Raw genomic sequence first — 14,515 nt, forward strand, 5'->3', positions numbered from 1 at the left:
ATGGTTTTATTTATAATCTAAGTCCATCATTCTCTCTACAACTTCTTTAAATATGGGTACTGCAACGCCTCCTCCTGATCTTCCATTTTGAATTAAAACAGTAATGGCGTATTTGGGATGATCGAATGGGTAATAGCCGGTGAACCAAGCGTGGACTACTTCTTTTTTTCGTTCTACAGACTCTGCAGACCCAGTTTTTCCTGCCGTAATAGCAGCAATCTCTTTTGCTTGGTATCCACTTCCCTTTGTCATCACTTTATGCATCCAATCCTGCAATATTTTCACAACCTCTGCATCTATAATTTCTTCTCCCTCTTTCATATTCGTACTTTGCAATATATTATGCTTACCATCCACTACATCCTTTATAAGATATAAGGGTTTTCGTATACCATTATTTGCGATGCATTGTGTAAGTTGATTGACTTGTAATGGTGTTGCTAATATCTCTCCTTGCCCAATGGCAATGTTTGCATAGGAGGGACCCAATAGGTAATCTCCATAGGGTAAATTGCCTTTACTTTCTTCCTTCAAACCAATACCTATTAGATCCCCAAATCCTAAGTTTTTGGCCCTGTTGATGATATTGTCTGCGCCCAAGCTTTCTGCTAGTTGAATAAATACACTGTTGCAGGATTCTGCAAAACCTCTTTCTAATGTAATATCTCCATGTCCACCCCTACGATAAGAAGAGCACTTAATCTCTAGATCTCCAACTTTTTCATAACCTAAGCAATGGAACTCTTTATTTAAAACAGAAGGATCCTTGATAATAGCTTCAATTGCTACGACTATTTTAAATATAGAACCTGGTGGAAAAGCCATCTGGATTGCTTTATTATATAATTCATCACCATCGCTGTTCATATGCTCTGATATATTATTTGGATTGAAATTCGGCCTACTGACCATACCTAGTATCTCTCCAGTTTTTATATCAGAGACCACTATCGCACCATCGCTATCACTCATGACATCTTCTAATATCTTTTGTACGGAATAATCAATGGTTAGTCTCAAATTCCTCTCCTTCATGTAGTCGTTCCCTACAGCATATCCCTCTCCTGGAATGAATCTTTTCAATCCATCTACCGTTGCAATTAAAGAATTCATTGAATTTGCAGAGAGTAATCCATCCATAGCGCCTTCTATGCCATACATTCCTTTTTTATCAACTTGGTTGATATAGCCAATTACGTGAGATAGAATTCCCTCTTCTTCATAACGAATTTTTTTATCTACTATAAATAGACCTCTTGTGTTTATATGCTTTACATCTTCCATATCCAGTCCGTTTTTCAGCGGAAACTCCATAACAGATTTCGAAGATTTTATTCTCTTTGTCAACACTTCATCTTCAATGTCAGTAATTTTTTGTAGATACAATATATTTTTTTCGCTAGGATTAAAATATTGGGGAAAAATTATGACCATTTTTTTTTCTTCTCTATCAGTCAAAGGTATAAAATTTCGATCCAGTATGATTCCTCGCCCACTGTCTATCGGTATATTGATTTGACGCTGTTTCATCGCTTCTTTTTTATAAAAATCATGATTGATTATTTGTATGTAAAATAGCCTTATAGTCAGTCCGATTAAAATAACAAAACATATCATCTTAATTGACGATAATCTGTTTATGTTAACTTGATTGGTTTTATATATTTTCTTCTCAACTCTGGACATAAAAAACCCCCTATACTTTTTAATTATTATTGCCATTTGTATAGGGGTATTATACGATTATCTATTTTCTCTTTTTTCTTCAATGATCGATTTAATTTTAGCTACCATAATATCGATAGCAACTTGGTTATATCCACCTTCTGGAATAATGATATCTGCATATTTTTTATTTGGTTCAACAAATTGCAAATGAGCAGGCCTTACAGTAGTTAAATACTGATCGATTACAGATTCTAACGTTCTTCCACGCTCTCTGATATCTCTTACAATTCTTCGAATAATTCTTACGTCTGCATCTGTATCTACAAAAATCTTAATATCCAATAGCTGCCGTAGCTCACAATCATCTAGGATCATGATTCCCTCTAAAATAATAATATCTTTTGGATGAATTAATTCCTTTTCTTTTTTTCTATTATGCTGCTCAAAGTCATAAATCGGTTTTTCAATTGAGTTATTTTGCAATAATTCTCTGAGATGCTTTTTCAGAAGTTCTGAATCAAAAGCCAAAGGATTATCATAGTTTGTTTTTACTCTCTCCTCATATGTTAAATGACTTTGATCTTTATAATAGGAATCCTGCTGAATAATTGCGATATTCTTTTCTGGTAAACTTTCAAAAATAGAACGTGCCACAGTACTTTTTCCAGAACCAGTTCCGCCAATGATCCCGATTAAAATGGGTCTTTTATTCATTCTCATCAGCCTTTCTTTCTTTTCTTAGAATATAATTTTCTTCAACTGGTATTTCCATTCTAATCTTTATAATCTGCTGCGGATGCGGTGCTACCTCAATCGGATTCATATCCTCGTCCCACATTTCAGTAATAGTCATAGTTCTGTCTTCCTTAGGCCCCGTAATTTCAATTTCATCACCTAAGAAGAAACGATTCCGTTGCTCAACTGTAGCAATTTTAGTCACTGCATCATACCCTTTAACAAGACCGATAAAATTATAATCCCTTACATAAGAAGTATTATCATAGTGATGATCCTTCGCTCCTGGTTTATCTAAATAGAATCCAGTTGTAAAATCCCTATGACTTGCTTTTTTTAGCTCTTCCATCCACTTCTTATCGAAAGTCCAATTTTCAGGATCTTCATAGTATTGATCGATTGCTGCTCTATATGCCTTTACTACCATTGCCACATAATAAGTTGTTTTCATTCTGCCTTCAATCTTTAAACTTTCGATTCCAGACTTAATTATTTCAGGAATATATTCAATCATACATAAGTCTTTAGAGTTCATAAAGTATGTCCCTTTTTCATCTTCAATAACTTGTATATACTCTCCAGGTCGCTTTTCTTCAACTAGATTATATTTCCATCGACAAGGCTGCGCACATTCACCTCTGTTCGCATCTCTGTTGGCCATATAATTACTCAATAGACATCTACCAGAATAGGACATACACATAGCGCCGTGTACAAATGCTTCTAGTTCAAGTTCTTCCGGTATATGATCTTTTATTTCTCTTATTTCTTTAAAGCTCAGCTCACGAGCTAATACAACTCTAGTTGCTCCTAATTTCCCCCAGAAGTTCACAGTTCTATAGTTGGTATTATTTGCTTGGGTACTGATATGAATATCCATATTGGGTACGGTTTCCTGCACAATAGAGAAGGTTCCTGGATCAGAAACAATCATTGCATCTACGCCGATATCATATAGTTGCTTTAAGTATTCTGGAAACCCACTTAAGTCTTCATTATGGGGAATAATATTGGCAGTCACGTATATTTTTACGCCTCTTTCATGTGCATATCGCACACCCTCTGCTAGATCTTCGATACTAAAGTTTTTTGCTGCAGCTCTTAATCCAAATATCTGACCACCTACGTACACAGCATCTGCCCCGTACATAATGGCAACCTTCAATCTCTCTAAATCCCCTGCGGGGGCTAATAGTTCTACCTTTTTCATATTAAAATTCCTCCTACTTTTTGTAACTTATCGTAAGTCCATCTCCTATTGGTATAATGCTCGTATCGAGTTGTGGATGATTACAAATATATACGAGATATTCCCGCATTCGATTTACAATTGTTTTTTGTCTCCGGACCACCAATTCATCCGTAGCGACCATTCCTTTATATAAAGTATTATCTGAAACGAGAATTCCTCCTGAGTTCAGTAAGTTGATACAATCATTTAAGAAGTCCTTATAATGACCTTTGGCACCATCCAAAAATATTAAATCATATGTTCCTTTAATTCCTTTTAAAACCTCTGTTGCATCGCCTTCAATCAATGTGATATTTTGATCTCTATTTGCTTTTTCTATATTTGCTTTAGCCTGCAATATCCTTTTCTCATCTCGTTCGATGGTTGTTACATGACCATCATCACCCATTGCTTCACAGAATAATAATGTAGAATAGGCAATTGCAGTTCCTATTTCCAATACTTTTTTCGCATTCGTAGCCTTTGTGAGGACCTGTAGCAATACGCCTACCTCTTTATGAACGATGGGTACATAATTCTCTTTTGCGTATAGCTCCATTTCTCCTAAAAGGCCTGTGTTATTAGGTAATGTATTCCTAATATATTCCTCTATAAAAGGCAATACGATATTACTCATTAAATCTGCAACTCCTTTATCATCATAAATTAATACGTGGAATTGTTCCACGTATTAATCTACATATTATTATCTTTTATTTAAATCACACCAAATGGAATTATAAAATAATCAATTAATATTATATTATTATCGTTCTACTTTTACAAGATTTATTGGAAATTATCTTGTATTTAACATACTTATAGCGTATATCTGTTTAAACTATATTTAAGATCCCGATATAATTGCCTAGGAAATACTGAAATTTCAACATTTGATTTGTCATTTCCAATAGAAAAATAAATTAATTTGTATATTATTATAACATCATGATGAATGGTACGATAATTGGTACCAATAACGATAAGGTTACGCCTGTGATAAATGAAACCACGGCAGTGTTTCCATCTGTCGCTTTGGAAATGATCGGAAGAGTCGTATCCATAGCTGTAGCCCCTGCTGGAGCGATACTTTCCAATTTTCCTATATATTTAGCAATTAGAGGGATGGTGATAATTGCAATGATCTCTCTAGAGACATTCGTAATAAAAGCTAGGGTTCCAAGCTGTGCACTGTGTTTTGCAAGTTCAATGGCAGATAAACTATACCATCCAAATCCTGCACCGATGGCACCAGCGTGCTGAACTGGAATACCGATGAAATATCCACCGACGATGGCCCCCGCAATACTTCCTACAGCAACCATCAACGGAACTAAAAGCACTTTCACACCTAGTTCTTTTATCTTTCCAACAATATTTTCTTGTCTACCAATATCGATTCCTACAAAAAATAACAATAAGCAAAGTCCGCTACTGATGAATGTCCCCATATACTCTGCCATACTTGCCGGAAAAAGAAATAATCCTGATATTATACCTGCCCCAACTGCCAATAGTATTTTAATAGTCACTTTCTTCCCTCTCTTCCTTTGCATTGATTACTTTTCCAGATATTACTTTTACACCTAGAATACTGAATCCCACTGAAAACAATGCTAGAACTAAAGCTTTTAATCCAATTGAACCAAAAGAATTGACAACTTCTCGATCCATTCCAATACTAATTCCCATAATAAACAAAAGTAGTAATAATGAAAATGTTTGAATACGATCTAATTTTTTCATAATAGAATCAGAAAGTAGTTTCTTACTGCCGATATATGCACCAACGACTATTATAAATAAATACAGAATGATGTCCATATTATCCCACCCTTTATTGTATTAATAAACCACCTTGTATAAATTTAACAAGGTGGTCCATTCCTTTAAACTTCCATTATCACTGGCAAAATCATTGGTCGACGCTTGGTTTTTTCATATAGGAAATCTTTTAAGCTATCTCTAATGGAACTCTTTAATAAAGACCATTCTCTAATATTTTGTTGTTCGCAGCCATCTAGAACACTCTTCACAACTTTTCTCGCTTCATCAATTAAGTCTTCAGACTCTCTTACGTAAACAAATCCTCTCGAAATAATATCTAGCCCTGCAGCAATCTTACCGTTCTCCTTAGCAATAGTAACTACAACTACCATTAAACCATCTTCTGCTAAATGTTTTCTATCTCTTAAAACGATATTTCCTACGTCACCTACGCCCAATCCATCTACTAAGATTTTGCCCGATTGAACGCTACCATTTATTTTTCCATAGTCACTACCAAATTCAAATACTGTACCATTTTGTCCAATAAATATATTTTCCTTTGGCATACCTAGACTTTCAGCCAGCTTTGCGTGTTGTTTTAAATGTTTGTACTCTCCATGAACAGGAATAAAGTACTTTGGTTTTACCAACCTATGCATTAGCTTTAATTCCTCTTGGCAAGCATGTCCAGAAACATGGACATCCTCAAAGCTTTCATAAATTACTTCTGCACCCTTCTCAAATAATTGATTGATTACACGAGTAATGGACTTTTCATTTCCTGGAATTGGACTTGATGAGAATACAACTAAATCTCCCTGCTGAATGTTTAGTTTTCTGTGTTCAGAGCTTGCCATTCTGGATAAGGCCGCCATAGGCTCTCCTTGGCTTCCAGTAGTTAGAATAGTAATTCTGTTATCATCATACTGATCCATATCATTGACATCAATAATTAATCCTTCTGGAACATTCAGAACACCTAAATCCTGAGCAACTGCAATTACATTGACCATACTACGTCCGGATACAACAACTTTCCTATCATAATTATAGGCAGCGTCTAAAACCTGTTGTACCCTATGAACGTTAGATGCAAATGTAGCAACAATAATACGATTCTCAGCATTTCTAAAAATATTCTCAAATGTTGCACCTACATTACTTTCAGACATTGTATACCCCGGTCTTTCCACATTGGTACTATCTGCCATCATCACTAAAACGCCTTTTTTACCCAATTCAGCAATGCGATGCAGATCAATGACTTGTCCGTCAATCGGTGTATAGTCTATTTTAAAATCTCCAGTGTGAAATATTACACCTAAAGAAGTGTGTAACGCTATAGCGCATGAGTCCGGCATACTATGGCTAGTTCTAATAAACTCTACTTCAAATTCTCCTAGCTGAACCATTTGACCAACATCTACTTTCTGTAGCTGAATATCACTTAATTTATGCTCTTTTATTTTGATCTCTACTAATCCTAGCGTTAGTCTTGTACCATATACCGGTACGTTTAGTTTCTTAAGAACATAGGGTAATGCACCTATATGATCCTCATGTCCATGAGTGAGCACGATCCCCTTTACCTTGTCTTTATTCTTAATCAGATATGTGATATCTGGAATCACAATGTCGATCCCTAGCATATCGTCTTCTGGAAAGCTTAATCCACAATCAATGATGATGATATCATCTTTATATTCAAAAGCGGTCATATTCCTTCCAATTTCGCTTAATCCCCCTAAAGGAATTATTTTAATTTTTTCTGCTTTTTTAGCCAATATTATCTCTCCTTTTGTCTTACCTTTTCTCCCGTTTATTATTTATATATTAATACCAGTAGTATTAAGTATCCGAACTTATTTTTCATAATATATTCTACCATATATTTAATTTATATAGAATCCTTATTCTTAAATAAGAATTTATTTGCGTATTTAAAATTTGGATCACATAACTTACTTGTTACCTATATATTCTCCTAAAAAACATAAAATTATATTAAAAATCAAATAAAATTTGTATTAATCTTCCCGTAAAAATAGTCTTGCAGAAAGTTCTGCAAGACTATTTGCATTTAGAACATATGCCATAAAATTTAACAGAATGGTCCTTTATCACAAAGTGATGCTTCCTTTCAATCTCATCTTCCAAAGTCTCCAATAAATCCAATTCTACCTCGATTACATCATTGCATTTCTGACAAATTAAATGGTGATGTTGGTGATCATTTTCATTCGTATTCAATTCGTAACGGATACATCCGTCATCTAAATTTAATTTAGATAGAATTGACATTTCATCTAACAATTGAAGCGTTCTATATACTGTGGCAAGGCCTATCTCCGGACATTTTTCCTTAACCAAGTCATAAATTTCTTCTGTATTTAAATGCTTTCCCTGATTCTCAATAATGGTGTCTAATGTAGCTCTCCGTTGAGGCGTTAGCTTGTATCCTTTATCCTTTAAATTTTCTTTAAGGGAATCAATTAGATTTTCCATTCCATCACCTTCATTTCTCAAATAATAATGCTTTTCAAATAATATTATAGTAAAATTTTTCTGATTTGTCAATGATTTATTGTATCCTCAAATAGAAAATGGACTATAATAGTCCATTTTTTATACTTACATTTCTTCATCCATTAATGTTTCATATGCTGCTACTACATTATCATATTCTTCATCATCTTCTATTGTCACTAATGAGTATTCGTCTTCATTTTCATATACAATTTTAAATACATAAGCATCTTCGTCTTCATCAGAATCTACAGGAGCTAAAATCGCATATTCATTTCCTTCTACTTCAAGAGTCATAATTACCTCAAAATCTTGCTCTTTACCTTCTTCATCTAAAAGTGTTATAATGTCGTCTCTTTCTTCCATATCAAAATTCTCCTCTCTAATGGCTATTGTTACCATAGTTGTATTATATACTATTCCTGTATAAAAAAATACTCTTTATTTAAATTATATTATCTGCTTGCGCTATCTAAATAACCCTGTAATATATACACCGCAGCCATCTTATCAATAACTTCTTTTCTCTTTTTTCTACTGACATCTGCTTCGATTAAAGAACGTTCAGCAGCGACTGTCGTTAGCCTCTCATCCCATAGAACAATCTCGACATCTTTAAATCTACCCTTTAATCGTTCGTTAAATTCTAGTACCTTTTCACCTTGTGGGCCTATGGTCCCATTCATATTCTTCGGTAGACCAACAACAATCTTATTGATATCGTGCTCTTTGATAATCACTTCTAATCGCTGTAAATCCTTTTTAATTCCAATTCTCTGAATTGTTTCTAGACCTTGGGCCGTCCATCCAAATAGATCGCTGATAGCAACACCTATAGTCTTATCTCCTACATCTAACCCCATACTTCTCGGCATCCATGCTCCTCCTAACATCTTTTCAAAATTGCAATTTCTTCTATCTGTTCAAGACAAATCATCAATAATTAAATACAAAATACTAGAAGTGAGGAATATAATACTAGTGGCCGCAGCAACAATACCTGAATCGTTTACAGAAAAACCAACAATACAAGCAACAATAATTCCTGTCCAACCGATCCCTACCTTGCTATACTTTGATGACATATTTTTTATATGACCAATGGGTCTATATAGAAGCATTCCTAAAATAACAATAGCACTGATCAGTACCTTGCTCCAAACAGTTATGCCGATTAATCTTAAGTTCATTGAAATTTTTCGCATGATAATTTGGTATACTACAATGGGACCGCCAGCAGTGATTTGTTTAATAGCACCAGCTAAATGCGTTGGACTGTCTGAAATAAACAGATCAATGCCAGCCATAATTGCAACTGCCCCAACGATGCCCAAAGCAGTATATATTATTTTCTTTATATCCATACGTGCTCCCGATAGACGAATGGATACAAATATAAAAGCTGCTACTGCGGTTATGGTTCCACCTACATTTGCACCTAGGCTAGGGAGCCCAATGACTAGCACAACGAATATATAAAATAGGATGGTGCCATATATGTTCACTGCGTATTTTTCTATCAACACTGTCGTAAAAATAATCGTAGCACCAATCAATATACCCATATACTCATTACCGATGCCGTAATACCTTGCGCCTATGATTGGATCATAGCCCAGGAGGGAGTTCTTAATTAGATTTTGTCCCGTAACGATATCTACAATTAAGGCAAATACCAATAAAGCAGTAATACTTAGCAGTGTGTTCAGCGTATGGTTTTTAGTAAATCTATTCATTAATAATACGATACAAGTAGTGATGCCCACAAGTAGTAAATATGTAATTTCAACACTAGTCACACCAAAAACTGGCATGATCAATAAGGTCAATGGAACCACCATATTCCCTGCCAATGCGAATAATATATACTGATACCAATGGGGAGACAGTTTTTTTCTCACCATTATAAAAATAAAAGCAACGATAGAGATCAGGATTTCATATATTGCAAAACTATATAAAACGCGTGCTCTCTGTACGGAAGTATTGACTACTCTCAGATTCACATTTTTTATGTAATCCCAAGCATCTTCTTTTGGAATACTCTTTAATACTGTGCCTGTCATGTGATCGGAGGAGAGATCAAAATAAGATAGAACTGTTTGTCCAATGTCTACATTTCCTACAATTCCTTCCCTTTTTGTGGTATCTGAATATAGAACTTTTTCACCAAGCTTACCATCATAAATAATTAACGGCGTCAACCTTTCCCCTCTATTGATGGCCGCACTGGAAGGATACGGCGTTGTGATCAAAATTTTAGGAGAATCCTCTTTTAAATCCTTAGCTATTTTACCAATAAAATCATCAATTTCCACTAGAAGTTCTCTTCTATATTCCTCATACACTTCAGAATACACATTTTCTTTGTATCTTTCTAATCGCGCAATATCACCTAGTTCGATTACAATGAAATCAGATGCTGCGTATAGTTCTCGAAGTCTCTCTGATAATATAGAATAATTTGTTTTGATTCCAAAGGGTCTCGTAATATCTTCTTCTATTAATTCATCGCTTATATCACCATAATCTATGTAGCCTTTGGAATCCATTGCAATTAATGCAGCTGGTGTCAGCTGCACATCGTGGGCATTCATATTCCCTAGTACAGCTGTCTTATATCCATTCTCTCTTAAAACATTGCCTAGTTCACCTGGTATTGCACCATATTCACCCTTTTTATTTTGTTCTATTAACTTTCCAATGTCTATGCTAACAATACCACTTTCCGGAATTTTGCTACCGGTGCGTCTTTCATAAATTGCTCTAATTTCATCATCAACTTTGTAAAATAAGGACGTGGATTGTGAGACTTCCGACCTTACACCCCAGCCTAATGTTGCATAGGATTTAAACTCATTATTGGATCCAGATGCCTTGGTATTCATCAATGCAACAGAGCTTTCTTGCATCAGCTCTTTCAGACGAGGCATTTGATCTAAATCCTGCACTTCAATTCGATTTAATACAAATAGAACAACTTTCATTTTTTTTGATAAATCTGTGCGATTATTTTCTCCATAAGACACAAAGCTACTGACGATTATCCATACCATCAGTATCGATACAAAACGGATTGGCCTTATATTCAATTCATAATCACCTATTTCGTGTTTAAATATGACTTCAGTAATTCCTCTAGAAGCTCATCTCTCTCTATTTGTCTGATTAATGATCGTGCATTGTTATGACTTGTAATATATGTCGGATCTCCGGATAAAATATACCCAACAAATTGATTGGTAGGATTATATCCTTTTTCTTCTAAGGATTGATATACCGTAAAGATGATCTCTCGAGCTTTTTTCTCCTTATCCTTATCTAAGTCAAATTTCATTGTAAAATTTAAATTATCAGTCATGATGATTCCCCTTCCTAATTATTCTAATAATATTCTATCATATTATACCCCCTTACTGTAAGTAGTATCAAATTTACAATTCGGTTACAGATACATCTTCTCTATCCGATGGAGTGCACAGTTTATCATAGAAGTATTATAGACATATATCTTAAAAATATTTCCTAGAAAGAAAAAATATATAATTTGAGTGATACAATTCAAAAGGCAACCAGAGTATCCGATTGCCTTTGATTATGAAAAAAATGCTTTCAAGTTTTAGTCCATTTACAATTTCCCACTGCCTTAATGAATGTGGTACCTCTTATTGATTCAGTTGATTAACTAATATTTCTTTTACAGTATCTAAAGCTTCTTGGATTTTCTGTGGATTTTTTCCACCTGCTTGCGCCATATCCGGTCTTCCACCACCGCCACCGCCAGCAATTTTAGCCGCCTCTTTCACTAGATTACCAGCATGAACACCTTTTGAGACAGCATCTTTCGTAGCCATAGCAACAAAGTTAACCTTATCCTGATTACTAGATCCTAGAACAATAACACCGGATCCTATTTTTTCTTTAAGAACATCGCCGATCTTTCTTAAATCGTCCATCTCCTGATTCTCTAGAACCTCAACAACAACATTTATGCCACCAACCACTGTAGCTTTATCTAAAATATCTCCAGTAGAATTACTTGCAAGCTGACTCTTTAACTTGTTTATTTCTCTGTCTTTTTCTTTTGTCTCATGTACCAGATCTGCTACTCTCTCTACTACATTTTGAACCTGAGTCTTTAAGGTGTCTGCAATTTCCTGTATGGTTTTCTGATTCTTTTGTACATATTTGTAAGCTTCCATACCCGTAATCGCTTCGATTCTTCTTACACCAGCAGCGACGCCTGCTTCACTTAACATAATAAACATACCGATTTCACCGCTATTAGTTACATGTGTTCCACCGCATAGCTCTGTACTGTACTCTCCAACCTTTACAACCCTTACCACGTCGCCATATTTTTCTCCGAATAATGCTTGTGCACCAATCTTTTTTGCATCTTCTATAGAAGTTTCAAATGTTCTTACATCCAATGCCATTAGAATCTGTTGATTTACTTTCTCTTCAATTTGTGTTATTTGATCTTTCGTTAATCCTTCAAAGTGAGTAAAGTCAAACCGAAGTCTATCCGGTGTTACCAAAGAACCCGCTTGATGAACATGCTCTCCAACAATATCTCTCAATGCTTTGTGAAGTAAATGAGTTGCTGTGTGGTTTCGTGCGGTACTCATTCTCGTTACCATATCCACTTTTGCCTTTACTTCATCGCCAATCTTGATTGTTCCCTCTTCTACTCGAACCACATGGTGTACTTGATTGTGCGGACCTTTTTTAGTATCCAATACAGATAATCTTACAGCTTCATTATATAAAGTACCGATATCACCTACCTGTCCTCCACCCTCTCCATAGAAAGCAGTCTCGTCCAATATCACAGTGGCTTCTTTACCCTTGTCACATTGCTCTACAACAGTGTCATTGCTTACAATGGCCAATACCTTTCCTTCCACTTCAAAGTTCGTATATCCTTTAAATGCTGTTTGAATCTCTTTATCTAAACCAGAGAAGATATCTTCCTTCCAGCCTTCAGTATCTGCACCGATTCTAGCATCTCTTGCTCTTTGTCTTTGCTTTTCCATCTCACTCTCAAAGCCAGTTTCATCTAGAGATAATCCTTTTTCTTCTAAGATTTCTTTTGTTAAATCAAAAGGAAATCCATAAGTATCATATAGTTTAAAAGCATTTACACCACTTAGTACAGTTTCCTTTAAGGTGACAAGCTCTTCAATATATTGATTTAAAATATCCATTCCTTGATCGATGGTTTCCATAAATCTTTCTTCTTCAACTTTAATAACTCGCTTGATGTAGTCCTTATTATCAACGAGCTCCACATAGGTTTCTCCGTAATTGTCAGCAACTCTATCTACCAGCTCATATAAAAACGCTCGGTTCACGCCCAGTAGCTTTCCATGCCTTGCTGCTCTTCTCAATAATCTTCTTAAAACATAGCCTCTACCCTCATTACTTGGAAGAATTCCATCGCCAATCATTAAGGATATGGAACGAACATGATCCGTTATAATTCGAATTGAAACATCGGTTCTCTCATCTTTTTTATATTCAGAACTTGTAATTTTACATACGCTATTTAATATATCCTGCATGGTATCAATGTCAAATATAGAGTCTACACCTTGCATGATACACGCCATTCTTTCAAGTCCCATCCCTGTATCAATATTGGGATTTGGCAGAGGATGATAGTTTCCCTCTTCATCTCGATCAAATTGAGTAAATACATGATTCCAAAACTCTACATATCGATCACACTCACAGCCTGGTTTGCATTCTTCACAGCCACAACCGTAATCCTCTCCACGGTCAAAGTAAATTTCAGAGCAAGGACCACACGGACCTAGACCAATCTCCCAGAAGTTGTCCGCTTTTCCTAAGCGAACAATTCGTTCTTCCGGTAAGCCAATTTGTTTATTCCAAATTTCAAAGGCTTCATCATCATCCACATATACGGTTGCCCAAAGCTTATCCACCGGTAACTCTAGATTTTTTGTTACAAACTCCCATCCCCATGTCAAAGATTCTTTCTTAAAATAATCGCCGAAGGAGAAGTTTCCAAGCATTTCAAAAAAAGTCGCATGCCTTGCTGTTCTACCAACATTCTCAATATCTCCTGTACGAATGCATTTCTGACAAGTAGCCATTCTCTTTCCTGGCGGCTCCTCAAGCCCTGCAAAGTAAGGCTTGAGCGGTGCCATACCAGAGTTTATCAATAGTAAGCTCTTGTCCTTTTGCGGTACCAAAGGAGCACTTGGATGTATGATATGTTCTTTACTTCTGAAAAATTCTAAAAATTCTTTTCTGATTTCATTTACACCTAATTTTTTCATAGTATTCCTCCTCTATTATAAATAAAAAAATAAAATTTGATCGTTCTCTCTCACAAACTTTATGACACATTTAATTTTAAACACTACTTAAATTTTCAAGTGCTTAAAATAAAAAAACTCCCATCCATACAATAATAAAACTGTAGGGACGAGAGTGTTCTCGCGGTACCACCCTAATTATTGCTAAAATATAGCAATCACTCTAGGAATAAAGTATAACGGCTTTGCCGATAATCTCTACTGAAATTCAAGATTATTGTTCAGAGACTGCTTCCCA

Annotated in this window: 13 protein-coding genes and 1 other annotated feature (1 of these 14 running past the window's edge); all 13 genes read right to left on the reverse strand. The window is 35.3% G+C overall.

Translation table 11 applies throughout. The features are described 5' to 3' along the window. Positions 1-6: 6 nt before the first annotated feature. A complete protein-coding gene (locus CLOS_RS08500; protein ID WP_012159506.1) occupies positions 7-1,686 on the reverse strand; it encodes a peptidoglycan D,D-transpeptidase FtsI family protein in 1,680 nt (559 codons plus the stop codon). 57 nt (positions 1,687-1,743) lie between these two features. After that, positions 1,744-2,388 (reverse strand): uridine kinase, encoded by a 645-nt coding sequence (gene udk, locus CLOS_RS08505; protein WP_012159507.1) that lies wholly within the window; start codon positions 2,386-2,388, stop codon positions 1,744-1,746. Then, positions 2,375-3,613, reverse strand: coding sequence for a peptidase U32 family protein (locus CLOS_RS08510; protein ID WP_012159508.1), 1,239 nt, complete (start codon positions 3,611-3,613; stop codon positions 2,375-2,377). Before CLOS_RS08510 ends, udk begins: the two co-directional genes overlap by 14 nt. A 13-nt stretch (positions 3,614-3,626) precedes the next feature. Continuing rightward, complete coding sequence (locus CLOS_RS08515) at positions 3,627-4,271, reverse strand: O-methyltransferase (RefSeq protein ID WP_041719152.1); 645 nt, start codon at positions 4,269-4,271, stop codon at positions 3,627-3,629. 301 nt (positions 4,272-4,572) lie between these two features. Beyond that, on the reverse strand, positions 4,573-5,166 hold the full coding sequence (locus tag CLOS_RS08520; RefSeq protein WP_012159510.1) for a lysine exporter LysO family protein: 594 nt from the start codon (positions 5,164-5,166) through the stop codon (positions 4,573-4,575). Further along, positions 5,156-5,458, reverse strand: coding sequence for a LysO family transporter (locus tag CLOS_RS08525; RefSeq protein ID WP_012159511.1), 303 nt, complete (start codon positions 5,456-5,458; stop codon positions 5,156-5,158). The genes CLOS_RS08520 and CLOS_RS08525 overlap by 11 nt, the downstream gene beginning before the upstream one ends. A 65-nt stretch (positions 5,459-5,523) precedes the next feature. Continuing rightward, the gene (locus CLOS_RS08530) at positions 5,524-7,188 is read right to left on the reverse strand and encodes a ribonuclease J (RefSeq protein WP_012159512.1); all 1,665 of its coding nucleotides are present in this window, start codon (positions 7,186-7,188) and stop codon (positions 5,524-5,526) included. Positions 7,189-7,474: 286 nt separating this feature from the next. After that, the gene (locus CLOS_RS08535; protein WP_012159513.1) at positions 7,475-7,909 is read right to left on the reverse strand and encodes a Fur family transcriptional regulator; all 435 of its coding nucleotides are present in this window, start codon (positions 7,907-7,909) and stop codon (positions 7,475-7,477) included. Positions 7,910-8,035: 126 nt separating this feature from the next. Further along, complete coding sequence (locus tag CLOS_RS08540) at positions 8,036-8,296, reverse strand: DUF1292 domain-containing protein (protein ID WP_012159514.1); 261 nt, start codon at positions 8,294-8,296, stop codon at positions 8,036-8,038. Positions 8,297-8,385: 89 nt separating this feature from the next. Beyond that, positions 8,386-8,805 (reverse strand): Holliday junction resolvase RuvX, encoded by a 420-nt coding sequence (gene ruvX / locus CLOS_RS08545; protein WP_012159515.1) that lies wholly within the window; start codon positions 8,803-8,805, stop codon positions 8,386-8,388. 48 nt (positions 8,806-8,853) lie between these two features. After that, the gene (locus CLOS_RS08550) at positions 8,854-11,022 is read right to left on the reverse strand and encodes a hypothetical protein (RefSeq protein ID WP_012159516.1); all 2,169 of its coding nucleotides are present in this window, start codon (positions 11,020-11,022) and stop codon (positions 8,854-8,856) included. An 11-nt stretch (positions 11,023-11,033) separates the two neighbouring features. Continuing rightward, entirely contained in the window at positions 11,034-11,291 is a 258-nt protein-coding gene (locus CLOS_RS08555) for an IreB family regulatory phosphoprotein (protein WP_012159517.1), read from the reverse strand. Positions 11,292-11,595: 304 nt separating this feature from the next. Beyond that, a complete protein-coding gene (gene alaS, locus CLOS_RS08560; protein WP_012159518.1) occupies positions 11,596-14,238 on the reverse strand; it encodes an alanine--tRNA ligase in 2,643 nt (880 codons plus the stop codon). Between the two features lie 141 nt (positions 14,239-14,379). Beyond that, positions 14,380-14,515, reverse strand: a binding site (T-box leader) (it continues 83 nt past the right edge of the window).

Source organism: Alkaliphilus oremlandii OhILAs, from assembly GCF_000018325.1.
In the GTDB taxonomy this organism is placed as follows: Bacteria; Bacillota; Clostridia; order Peptostreptococcales; family Natronincolaceae; genus Alkaliphilus_B; species Alkaliphilus_B oremlandii.

Coding starts and splice junctions, on each gene's coding strand:
- CLOS_RS08500 (WP_012159506.1), bottom strand. CDS start 1,686: ATGTCCAGAGTTGAGAAGAAAATATATAAAACCAATCAAGTTAACATA.
- udk (WP_012159507.1), bottom strand. CDS start 2,388: ATGAGAATGAATAAAAGACCCATTTTAATCGGGATCATTGGCGGAACT.
- CLOS_RS08510 (WP_012159508.1), bottom strand. CDS start 3,613: ATGAAAAAGGTAGAACTATTAGCCCCCGCAGGGGATTTAGAGAGATTG.
- CLOS_RS08515 (WP_041719152.1), bottom strand. CDS start 4,271: ATGAGTAATATCGTATTGCCTTTTATAGAGGAATATATTAGGAATACA.
- CLOS_RS08525 (WP_012159511.1), bottom strand. CDS start 5,458: ATGGACATCATTCTGTATTTATTTATAATAGTCGTTGGTGCATATATC.
- CLOS_RS08535 (WP_012159513.1), bottom strand. CDS start 7,909: ATGGAAAATCTAATTGATTCCCTTAAAGAAAATTTAAAGGATAAAGGA.
- CLOS_RS08540 (WP_012159514.1), bottom strand. CDS start 8,296: ATGGAAGAAAGAGACGACATTATAACACTTTTAGATGAAGAAGGTAAA.
- ruvX (WP_012159515.1), bottom strand. CDS start 8,805: ATGCCGAGAAGTATGGGGTTAGATGTAGGAGATAAGACTATAGGTGTT.
- CLOS_RS08555 (WP_012159517.1), bottom strand. CDS start 11,291: ATGACTGATAATTTAAATTTTACAATGAAATTTGACTTAGATAAGGAT.
- alaS (WP_012159518.1), bottom strand. CDS start 14,238: ATGAAAAAATTAGGTGTAAATGAAATCAGAAAAGAATTTTTAGAATTT.